Below are 9,713 nucleotides of genomic sequence, written 5' to 3'. Positions count from 1 at the left end.
GACTGCTCAATCAAGGTGAATTAATTATTAAATGGCAGCGTCAAGTCAAAAATAAAGGTAATGCTGTTATAGCAAGTTAAATGTGGAACAGCTTACTGGGTTGCTAGCAAGCTATCGAGAGTAATGCGGCTTTGACCGATGCGAATACCTCCAGCTTCATCCCAACGAAACGGTGGAGCGGTAACCTGAAATTCGATTTGAACGCTCATGGGGGCAATTCTTGGATTTGTGGTATTTCTGTCTTCAGTTTACTTTACCCGTTAAAGAGCGATCGCCTTTACATCAAAATTCAAAATTGAGGAAAAAGACTGGAGGGGATGTAAGTCTTTCCCCTCCACCCCTTTTGCCTTATGCCCAATGCCCAATTAATTCAACGGCTCCATAATGGCTCTTAAACCGTTGCTAGAGAGTGTTTTAAGCATTTCTTTAGCGTTATATTCACTGCTAAATACTCCTGCTTGCATAACTTTTTGACCTTGCCAAACTGTGGGAAACGCATCAGGAGCAAGCAATCGCACTAAATTTTGATCTTTATCAGTGAACAGTGGAACTACTACGCGATAACGTATACCAAATTGTGTCGCAGAGTTACCCCCATAAGGGATACTTGCAGAACTTGTTTGCAGATTGCGAGTATTACTAATGGGGATATTGTGATCAGAAAGTGGTAAAAGTCTTGAAGCACCCCGGGTAGAAGTTTCTAGTATTGGTGATGGCTGCTGCGTTTGATTTTTCGTGCTGGCAACTGGTGGCTGTGCAACTGAATTGGATGGGTACTCAGGGGCAGTAAACTCAATGGTATTAGGATCAATCCGCACATAATTTAACTGTGGCGTATTAGGTGGCTCTGCTGGACTGGAAGTTGCAATTCTTGAAGTGTTAGTTGGTATTTGTCTACCTGACAAGCTGCTAGGAGTAGGAAAACCGGCAACTTTAGAGGTGGCTTGCGGTTGATTGGATATGGGCGCGGAAAGTGGTATATTAGCTGGCAACAATGGCAGCAGCTGACTGTTTAATTGTCCAGGAACACGATTAGTTGCTGAAATGCTATTGCTAGTTTGCCCATTGGTAGTTTCAGAGATTTCAGGAGCCGAGAAGGTGATTTCTCCAGTTGGTGGGATTTCTCGTAACACATTGTTGGGGACAGGAGCGGGTTGAGAAGTTGGGGCTGCGAGTGCTGTTGTACCGTTAATATCTACCTTGCCAGTGATGCGATCGCTCACAAGATTGTTACCAGCAGCAGAAATCACCTGTTTGGCAGCGCTGGCGTTAATGTCGTAGCGGGCATTATTTTGAAATGCATTACCCCCAAGTTCGGATGCATTACCCAAATCTGGCATTGCTTGAGCGATCGCAACTAAACCATCTTCTTTATTATCTCGAATAGAATTATTCCGCAAAATCGGGTGGGCATTTGCTTGCACCACAATTCCCGATCTATTGTGCTGAATTTGATTACCTATGATTATAGGAGCGGCATTTTGGGCAATATTGATCCCATAACCCGTTTGGTGAAAGACATTTTCCTTTACTTGGGGACTGGAGTTACCGGCAATTGTGATCCCATTGGCTCCATTGCGATCGAAGTAATTCTTGCTAATAGTGGGTGCAGCATTACCACTGACGGAAATCCCATCTTGGGTACTACCAATAAATGTATTTTCCGCGATTACCGGATTGCTAGATTCAATCCATAAACCGTAACCACGGCGGTTCGGGTTCGTTACCGTCACCCCAGTCAGCAAGGCTTGGTTTGCTCCCACAATTGTGACGTTTTGACCGGCAAAGCTCCGACTCAGGTAATCACCACCTCCCTGAAGGATAATATCCTTGCCTTGATTGCTAGGGTTGCCTTGAATTGAAACACCCGGTTTCAGCATTAATGGGAATATCTCTCCTGTCTCGGCGCTATAAGTGCCCGTGGAGAGCATAATTATAGTATTAGCTTTAGCTAATCGCAACGCTTGGGTAATCGTTTTCACCGGAGCGGATTCGCTGCCATTACCTGTACTGTCATTTCCGCCACTTGAGTTGACAAACAGCACGTTAGCCTGAGAATTTGTTTTCTCACCCAGAGGCGCAGAATCTAGAGTTAATGGAATCTGAGCGATCGCGCTACCCAAGCTTGTACCCAGGAACGCCATACTTGCCGCTCCCATGCCTACGGTAAAAGATAATACTGAAAAACTAAAAAATAAAAGCCTTGCTGATTTCAGAAACTTCAGCTTTGCAAACAAAACATTTACTCTACGGTACTCAGTAAACACACTAGGGAGCATCATATTTTACACAACTCTTTAGAAGTAACAATAAATTCTTATACTCTTAGAGAGTATTATGTCGATAATATTACTCACATATTGACCGATTGGCGATATTTAATACATAGTAATAAACTAAGCGATTGGAGACTAGGAAGAGGTAGGGAATAAGGTATACCTGTCAAGATACGTGTAAGTATCGTAAAACCAAGGATTTTACCTCGATTTGATTTTGGCGTTGGCTTTGCCCTTGCCGTAGGCATCGCCTATATATTAGTTTTCTACCACCCAAAAATTTTCAATATCTCAATTCTTTGCCAAAGTCAAAGATGTGTTTGGAGGGCTGCTGCCTCTAGATGGGCATTCTTATATGGAGCGTAGAACGAGATAATACAGATTACCTGTGAGGTTGCATAGAACAAGGGACTTATGTCATGTCCGCTTGATTGCTTATTAAACCCGAACAACCCCACCCCCAACCCCTCTCCGCAGGCGAGGAGGGGAGCTAAAGCGTAGCTTTTGCGGGGTGGGGTTGTTTTATTATGGGTAATTTGGCGGACATGATATTAAGCCCCCAGTCTGGCCAAGAATTGCTATAATCTAAGTTTTTTTAATTTATCGAAAATAATCTTTTGTTAATTGTTTTTTATTTATTGCTTTTTGACCAGATGTTATTTAATCATCAAAAACACTTTTTAATTTGATATTCATTGGTTACTAATTACCGAAAGTATCTGTTAGTTCATTTTATAAAAAACATTTAATCAATTTTTGATATCCGACAAACTTTTTCTTAGAAGTTGTTTTTTAGATTTGCTTTGCTTGAATTTTCCAATCTCCAAACTCTTCCTATAAAGATCCTAACTTAGAGAATAGTTTAGTTGTAAGCAGTTGAGTAATTGTAGCTAATTGCTTGATATTAAAAGACTTAGCTAGGCTAGGGTCAAGTAATCCTGCATCTGAGTAATTAAGATCAGCTTATATTACCGTGCTATTGCTTCTGCCCACTGTCGATTTTCTGGTGTATCCGCTCTTCCCAATCTTTTGTAAACTAGTCGTTTACCTTAAAATACTTGACTAACCTTAGCGCGAAACTGTAGCCTCAAACTACCCTGATCACTGCCTATAGGAACATGGGATAATTGATTGTAACCCTGGCTACTACGTTTGTTTGCGTAGATTTAGCAAAAATTGAGTAAAAAAAAGCAAATTAATTAAATTATGATTACTAGGACATATGATAATTCACATTTCGATGAAAGCACTAACGGGGTTGTTGTAATGGTCGAGCCATACAGCCAAAAAGAGCAAATACAGCAAGTTGTTTACCGGATTTTAGATGCCAATTTAGACCGCGCTCGTGAGGGCTTGCGAATTATTGAGGAATGGTGTCGGTTTGGATTGAACAATGCCCAGTTGGCTCTTGAATGCAAGCACATGCGACAAGAGGTAGCCAAGTTGCATACCTCCCAATTGCGGGCGGCGCGAGATACACCAGGCGATCCTGGGACTGAGTTAACTCATCCTCAGGAAGAAGAACGAGCTAGTATCAAATCAGTGTTGCAAGCTAACTTTTGCCGCATCGAAGAAGCATTGCGGGTGCTGGAAGAATACGGCAAGCTTTATCACCCAACTATGGCTAAAGCTTGTAAGCAGATGCGCTATCAGGTTTATACCTTAGAAAGTAGTTTAATGGGTCATCAGCGCCATCAATTATTGTGGCGATCGCGTCTGTATTTTGTTACTTCCCCTAGTGAAACTTTATTGAACAACGTCGAAGCTGCACTCAAAGGTGGATTAACGCTCCTACAGTACCGCGACAAAACCGCCGATGATTCTTTGCGTCTGGAACAAGCTAGAAAACTCCGGCAGTTATGCCACATCTACGGTGCTTTGTTCATTGTTAACGATCGCGTGGATCTGGCTTTGGCAGTTGATGCAGATGGGGTACATCTGGGACAACAAGATATGCCCATTGCTGTGGCTCGGCAATTACTCGGTTCGCAGCGTCTGATAGGTCTTTCTACCACAAATAAAGAAGAAATGCAAGCAGCAATTGCTGAAGGTGTAGATTACATTGGCGTGGGGCCAGTTTATGAAACTCCTACGAAAGTAGGTAAGGCAGCAACAGGGCTAGAATATGTCGGCTATGCTGCCAAAAATTGCTCAATTCCCTGGTTTGCTATTGGGGGAATAGATGCAAATAATATCAATGATGTGATCGATGCCGGAGCCGAACGTGTAGCCGTAGTGCGATCGCTCATGCAAGCCGAACAGCCGACTCTGGTGACGCAATATTTGCTCTCCCAACTCAATCGAATTAAACCAGAACCTTTATAAATTCAAAATTCAAAATGGTTTTCTGCAACCAACTTGGTGAAATATTCCCATGCACTATTATTCACCACAAACGATGGATAAAAAACTAGCTTTCAATGCCCAATGCCCAACATGATTTATGTCTAATGAGATTACAATTCAGGTAAATGGGGAAACCCATAGCTGCTCGTTTCAAACTTTTTTACCAGATTTGCTCCAACAGTTAGGTTTCAACCCCCGCTTAGTGGCTGTAGAGTATAACGGTGAAATTTTACACCGCCAGTTTTGGCCGCAAACAAAAGTGCAGCCAGGCGATCGCTTAGAAGTGGTAACTATTGTTGGTGGCGGTTAGTTTATGTGAGCCAGTTTTAGTCTGTTTCAACTCAAGGGTTTTCGGCATATTTCTGATCAACCTATTTGGGGTTGCAAAATTATCGTTAGATTCTAAAAATTGCATTATCTGGGAACTTCAAGTAATAGAAAACTCTCTATAATCTGTATATATGGAGTTTTACGTATTTATACTCAATTTTTTAAATTTATTGTGAAACGTATAGTAGAATTTCCTCTTGAAAGTGGCGAATCCATTCTTGTTGAAGTAGACGAAGCAGCACAAACCGACGAGCGCATCGGTTTGCGAGACCAAGTGGTTGATAAAGCTACACAAACTTTCGAGTCAGCCCTAGAAACTGTCAAGCCGATAGCTAATGCAATTATTACCAAAATAGGCAGCATCAAACAACCGGCTGATGAAGTGGAAGTCAAGTTTGGCATTAAGATTAGCGCTCAACTTGGGGCGGTTGTAGCTTCTGGCAATAGTGAAGTCAACTATGAAATCACCCTGAAGTGGAAAAAAGATTCACAAAATGGCAGCACCCCTTGAGTTATCTATTGTCAGGATTTACTCCAACAGTGGCAAAGTAATTGGTGCTGGTTTCTTAGTTTCCCGAAAGTACATCCTCACCTGCGCCCATGTGGTAGCTGATGCTTTGGGACTTCCCAGAACAACTGCTCAAATGCCAGATTTAGAAATCACCTTAGATTTTCCCATAGTGGCAGCCAAACAACTCCTCCAAGCTAAGGTTGTTTTCTGGCTACCTGTGAATCCTGGTATGGCACTAGAAGATATTGCTGGATTGGAATTAAAACATTCTTCTCCAGATAAAGCTTTACTCGCACCATTAATTACATCTGATGATTGGGCAGGACATCCTTTGAGAGTATTGGGTTTTCCAGCAGGACAATCAGATGGTGTTTGGGCTACTGGCGTTTTACGTGGACGCACAGCTAAAGGTTGGGTGCAGCTAGAGGATGTGAAACAACCAGGTTATGCACTACAGCCTGGTTTCAGTGGTGCGCCTATATGGGATGGTGAGCTTCAGGGTATAGCAGGAATAGCAGTAGCAGTAGACATCAACCGACCAGAAGCCAAAGTTGGGTTTATGATTCCCACACAAGTGTTGGTGAGTGCATGGTCTGTGTTGCGTGAGCAAGCTATTGCCTCATGTCCCTATCGCGGTTTATTTCCTTTCCGGGAAGAAGATACAAAATTTTTCTTTGGGCGGGATATTTTCACCCAGAAACTAGTAGATACAGTCCAAATACAGTCATTGATCGCGGTGATTGGGGCATCTGGTAGTGGTAAATCCAGCGTAGTATTCGCAGGTTTGATTCCGCATCTACGCCAACTAGGCAATTGGCTGATCGAATCTTTTCGCCCAAAAACTCATCCTGTAGATGAATTAGCAGCAGTCATTGTGCGCCTGCGTGAACCAAAGGAAACAAAGATACAACAAGATATTGATGCCGGAAAATTAGCTAGTGCGTTGCGAGAGGGACAACTAGTACATACTTTTTTATCTCAGGTTTTGTCAGAGAACGAGGATAAGCGCCTGTTACTGGTGGTCGATCAATTGGAGGAACTTTATACTTCTTGCTCAGATGTTAAAGAGCGCCAGCTATTTTTAAATCAATTACTAGAAGCGGCTAAACTGGTACAAAATTTTACCCTTTTGCTGACCTTGCGGGCTGACTTTCTAGGATATGCACTTTCTGATCGTAGTTTCGCCGATGCTTTGCAGAATGCTGACTTAAAACTTGCGCCGATGAACCAACAAGAATTGCAGCAGGCGATCGCTCAACCTGCAAACAAACAAGGAGTAAGGTTAGAAGAGGGTCTTGCAGAGCGGATTCTCCAAGCGGTGGCAGATTCACCAGGAAATTTGCCTTTACTGGAATTCGCTTTGACGCAACTATGGGTAAAGCAGCAAAATTGTCAAATGACTCATGCTGCTTATGAAGTGATCGGCGGTGTCGAAAAGTCGTTGGCGAACCATGCAGAAGCTGAGTTTGGCAAACTCAAACCCGAGGAACAACAACGGGCGCAGCAAGTATTTGTCCAACTTGTGCGTCCTGGAGAAGGGACAGAAGACACCCGCCGACTAGCTACCAGAAATGACGTGGGAGAAAATAACTGGGATTTAGTCACGCGCCTAGCTGATGCACGGTTGGTGGTGACTGGACGTGATGAAACTGCTAGCAAAGAAACGGTAGAGATTGTCCATGAAACCCTGATTCGGGAATGGGGACGACTGCACGGATGGATCGAGAGCGATCGCTCTTTCCGTACTTGGCAAGAATTACTGCGAATCAGAATGCGTCAGTGGGAAAATACCGGACAAGATGAGGGGCCATTGCTGCGAGGTGTCCCCCTAGCGGAGGCAGAAAATTGGCTCAAGCAACGCCGAAATGAATTGAGCCAAGCAGAGCAAGATTTCATCCAGAAGAGTTTGACATTGCGCGATCGCGATCGTAAGCAAAAAGAACGCCGTCGCAAGTTTACTCTATTTGGGCTTACAGGTGGTTTTGTAGTAGTCTCAATGCTGGCTATGCTTGCATTTTGGTTACGATGGACAGCTGAAGTTGAAGCCTCTGGAGTCACTGCTTTAAAAAATTTTGAGTCTGGCGATGGAGAAATAGAAGCTTTAGTGTCAGCAATGGAAGCCGGACAAGAGGTTCAAAAGATGGCTTTTTGGAATAGTAATTGTTTGCAAGACTGTCCAGCCACAAGTCCTCTGCTAGCTTTGCAGAAGATTCTGGATAATATTCATCAAACAAATCAAATTAAAACTTACCAGAGAGGTGTAAATAGTATCCGTTTTATTCAAAAGGATAACCAACAGGAATTAATTGTTGCCGGTGGAGAAGATGACACAGTCACATGGCGGGATTTTCAAGGAAAGCCATTGAAAACATTGAAAAATTCTAAACTGCCCAATAACAGTATTAAAAGTATCGATTTTAATGAAGATCAAACAATATTAGCGACAGGTGCAAGTAATGGTTGGGTAAAACTGTGGGATGTCTCACACATGTGGCATTTCTTATCAGCAGATCAGAATTGGTCTCCACCTTTGATAATATCTATACATCATCAATGTGATCTAAAAAAAGACGACTTAGCAAAAGAGGGTGATAAATGTAGTGTTAACAGTGTCCGTCTTCTTCCTAAGATAAAGTTGTTGGCAACAGCTGGAGATGATGGCTACGTCAGATTGTGGACTCTCCAAGGACAAATTTTTAAAACAATACCTGCTCACAGCAGTAGTATCAAAAGCCTTAATTTTAACTCTGATAATAACCAGCAATTTGCTACGGCTGGAGAGGATGGACTGGCAAAGCTTTGGGATATCAATAAGACAGAACCGATAGCAATATTTAAAGGTCATCAATGCAATGTCAAAGACACTAAAAAATGTAGTGTTAACAGTGTATGGTTTTACCCCAAGAAAAAGCAACTTGCTACAGCTGGAGATGATGGTACCATCAGGCTGTGGGATTTTTCAGGAAAAGAATTGGCAGAAAAAAAATTTGAGGCTCACCCTGAAGGTGTGGAGACAGTTCGTATTAGTAATGATCAGCTGATTGCTACATCAGGTAGCGATGGCAAAGTTAGGCTGTGGAAGGATTTCAATAGAACACTGGAAGCAGAATTTAAGGGTCATCAGGGTAGTGTTGTGAGTATCCGATTTAACAATGAAGGCAACACTCTTGCCACTGCTGGAAAAGATGATGGTACGGTGAGATTCTGGGCAGTTTCAGGTAAATCATTAATCAAACCCAAAAATCCCTCAATCAAATTAGAGGGGCATGAAAAAGTTGTTAGTAGTGTTCGTTTTAACCCAGAAGGCAACTTGCTGGTTACAGCTTCAGATGATGACTATATTAGGCTTTGGAACCTCGAAGGTCAGCTGGTAAAACAATTCAAAGGCTATCAAGGCGGTGTCAATACTGTACGTTTTAGCCCAGACAAAGCAAAAAACCTAATTGTTACAGGTGGAAAAGATGGCACAATAAAGCTCTGGACGCGCACCGGAGATTGGTTAAATCGTTGGAAACCTTTCAAGGGGCATTCTCAAGCAATACGGAGTATTAGTTTTGATAATACAGGAAATAGGCTTGTTACTGCTGGAGATGATGGCAAAGCGATACTGTGGAATCTTGAAGGAAAGAAGTTGGGAGAATTTCGGCATGAAGGTAAAGTTGAAACTACCAGATTTAGTCGAGATGGCAAGCTGCTAGCTACAGTTGGAGAAAAAGGGACAGCATTGCTGTGGGATATTAGTAGTAAGCAGCCGCCTAAAAAATTGATCGGTCATAAGGGCTATGTTACTACTGTTGGTTTTAGCCCCAAGGAGAATAAATTGGCTACATCTGGAGATGATGGTACTGTCAGGCTATGGGATTATTCAGGAAAGCAGTTAAAAGAATTTAAGACTTATGAAGGCAGAGTCACACAAATAAGTTTCAGTCGGGATGGTAAACTACTGGCTATATCTTCAGCAAAATACACAACTAGGTTATGGAATTTATCTGGACAACAGGTAGCAGAATTTACAGGTCATCAAGGCTTTGTGAGAAGTGCAGATTTTAGCCCGGATGACAAACTGCTGGCTACAGCCAGTGAAGACCAGATGGTAATAGTGTGGCGTATCCGGGGATTAGATGAACTGCTGCATGAAGGATGCGATCGCCTCAAAGATTACCTTGCAAATCCTGATGAAAAGAAAAAACTGAGTGTGTGTCGTTGAATGTAAGAAACATTTTACTATTATTGCTGATATTATTTTTGAC

5 protein-coding genes are annotated in these 9,713 nt (G+C 42.5%); 4 read left to right on the top strand and 1 reads right to left on the bottom strand.

Features of this window, described 5'->3' with window-relative positions; translation table 11 throughout:
• Positions 1-365: 365 nt before the first annotated feature.
• Positions 366-2,279: a DUF1565 domain-containing protein gene (locus tag V7K48_RS05310; RefSeq protein WP_442949408.1), complete on the bottom strand. Its 1,914-nt coding sequence runs from the start codon at positions 2,277-2,279 to the stop codon at positions 366-368.
• A 1,203-nt stretch (positions 2,280-3,482) separates the two neighbouring features.
• On the opposite strand from V7K48_RS05310, the gene V7K48_RS05305 reads away from it, so the two are divergent.
• The 4 genes from V7K48_RS05305 (at position 3,483) to V7K48_RS05290 (ending at position 9,670) form a co-directional block, all read left to right on the top strand.
• Positions 3,483-4,601 (top strand): thiamine phosphate synthase, encoded by a 1,119-nt coding sequence (locus tag V7K48_RS05305; protein WP_335070239.1) that lies wholly within the window; start codon positions 3,483-3,485, stop codon positions 4,599-4,601.
• Between the two features lie 118 nt (positions 4,602-4,719).
• Entirely contained in the window at positions 4,720-4,932 is a 213-nt protein-coding gene (gene thiS / locus V7K48_RS05300; RefSeq protein WP_335070237.1) for a sulfur carrier protein ThiS, read from the top strand.
• A 192-nt stretch (positions 4,933-5,124) separates the two neighbouring features.
• The gene (locus V7K48_RS05295) at positions 5,125-5,463 is read left to right on the top strand and encodes a CU044_2847 family protein (protein WP_335070235.1); all 339 of its coding nucleotides are present in this window, start codon (positions 5,125-5,127) and stop codon (positions 5,461-5,463) included.
• Complete coding sequence (locus tag V7K48_RS05290; protein ID WP_335070233.1) at positions 5,447-9,670, top strand: nSTAND1 domain-containing NTPase; 4,224 nt, start codon at positions 5,447-5,449, stop codon at positions 9,668-9,670. Before V7K48_RS05295 ends, V7K48_RS05290 begins: the two co-directional genes overlap by 17 nt.
• Positions 9,671-9,713 lie beyond the last annotated feature (43 nt).

This window comes from Nostoc sp. (assembly GCF_036919615.1).
GTDB lineage: Bacteria > Cyanobacteriota > Cyanobacteriia > Cyanobacteriales > Nostocaceae > Nostoc.
The sequence above is the reverse complement of the archived record's forward strand: the minus strand, read 5'-3'. Positions and strand labels throughout refer to the sequence as shown.